Below are 1,018 nucleotides of genomic sequence, written 5' to 3' on the forward strand. Positions count from 1 at the left end.
TCGTTCAACAGCTCATCCCGCAGCCGGCCGTTGAAGCTCTCGATGAAGGCGTTCTGCATGGGTTTGCCCGGCGCGATATAGTGCCATGCGACACGGCTCTGGTCGGCCCATGCGAGAATGGCGTTGCTGGTGAGTTCGCTGCCGTTGTCGCTGACCACCATCCTGGGCTTGCCGCGCTCGATCATCAACCGGTCCAGTTCCCGCGCCACGCGAACGCCGGAGAGCGAGGTGTCGGCCACCAGCGCCAAGCACTCACGGGTACAATCATCGACGACGGTCAGGATGCGGAAGCGGCGGCCGTCGGTCAGCTGGTCCGACACGAAGTCGAGTGACCACCGGTCGTTCGACTTCATCGGAACCAGCATCGGCGCCCTGGTCCCGATCGCCCGCTTGCGGCCACCACGGCGGCGCACCGTCAGCTTCTCTTCCCGATAGAGCCGGAAGATCTTTTTGTGGTTGATCAGATATCCCTCCCGCTTGAGCAGAACATGCAGCCGCCGGTAGCCGAAGCGGCGGCGTTCCTGGGCAATCGCCCTCATGCGCTGGCGAAGGTTGGCATCGTCAGCCCGGGTCGTCTGATATCTCATGGTCATGCGGCAGCAGCCGATGGCTTTACACGCCCGCCGTTCGCTCATCCCGTGGGCATCCACCAGATGATCAACAGCTTTCCGTTTCCCCGCGGGCGTCACCACTTCTTTCCCAGGAGGTCCTTCAGCGCCGCATTGTCCAGCATGGCGTCGGCCAAGAGCCGCTTCAGCTTCGTGTTCTCGTCCTCCAGCGTCCTGAGCCGCTTGGCCTCGGAGACGTCCATCCCGCCGAACTTGGCCTTCCATTTGTAGATGCTGGCGTCGCTGACGCCGTGCTTGCGGCACAGATCGGCCACCGAAACCCCGGCCTCGTGCTCCTTCAAGATCCCGATGATCTGCTCTTCCGTAAAACGATTGCGCTTCATGCTCTGGTCCTCGTCTTGGGCCAGAGCGAACTTCAAACTGGATTAAGCCCGTGGGGCAAGGTCAAG

The 1,018-nt window shown here is 62.3% G+C and carries 1 pseudogene; it reads right to left on the reverse strand.

From position 1 onward, the window contains the following. Window positions 1-952 (reverse strand): annotated as a pseudogene (locus AC0L3C_RS36145) (IS3 family transposase); the annotation flags it as partial. Window positions 953-1,018: the final 66 nt, after the last annotated feature.

The sequence above is a fragment of the Bradyrhizobium sp. WSM4872 genome, from assembly GCF_055811715.1.